Source organism: Bacillus sp. SIMBA_026, assembly GCF_046535335.1.
GTDB classification, from domain to species: domain Bacteria; phylum Bacillota; class Bacilli; order Bacillales; family Bacillaceae; genus Bacillus; species Bacillus velezensis.
Map to the genome: position 1 here is coordinate 1 of NZ_JAWRWX010000242.1, position 265 is coordinate 265.

Below are 265 nucleotides of genomic sequence, written 5' to 3' on the forward strand. Positions count from 1 at the left end.
CTTCAATACCGGCTCTGGTACTTTTAAACGCAGCCGCTCACGCAGCTCTCGCAAGCAGGCATCCAACAACCGTTCATGTGGGTTAATAAAGCCCCCCGGGAGCGCAAATAAGCCTTTCCCAGGTGACGCATTGCGCTTCACTAGCAACACGTGACCGGATTGCACTACCACTGCGTTCACGGTCACAAAGATGGGCGGATAGGGAGCTTGGGACCATGCCTGCCGGTACTGGTCGAGCAGCTGTTGCTCCTCCAGCAGCCGGTAG

1 protein-coding gene is annotated in these 265 nt (G+C 57.0%); it reads right to left on the reverse strand.

Annotated features, from left to right (window positions below):
- Positions 1-265, reverse strand: a 265-nt coding sequence (locus tag SB847_RS21340) for an NUDIX domain-containing protein (RefSeq protein ID WP_410578651.1), incomplete at both ends; no start/stop codon positions are given.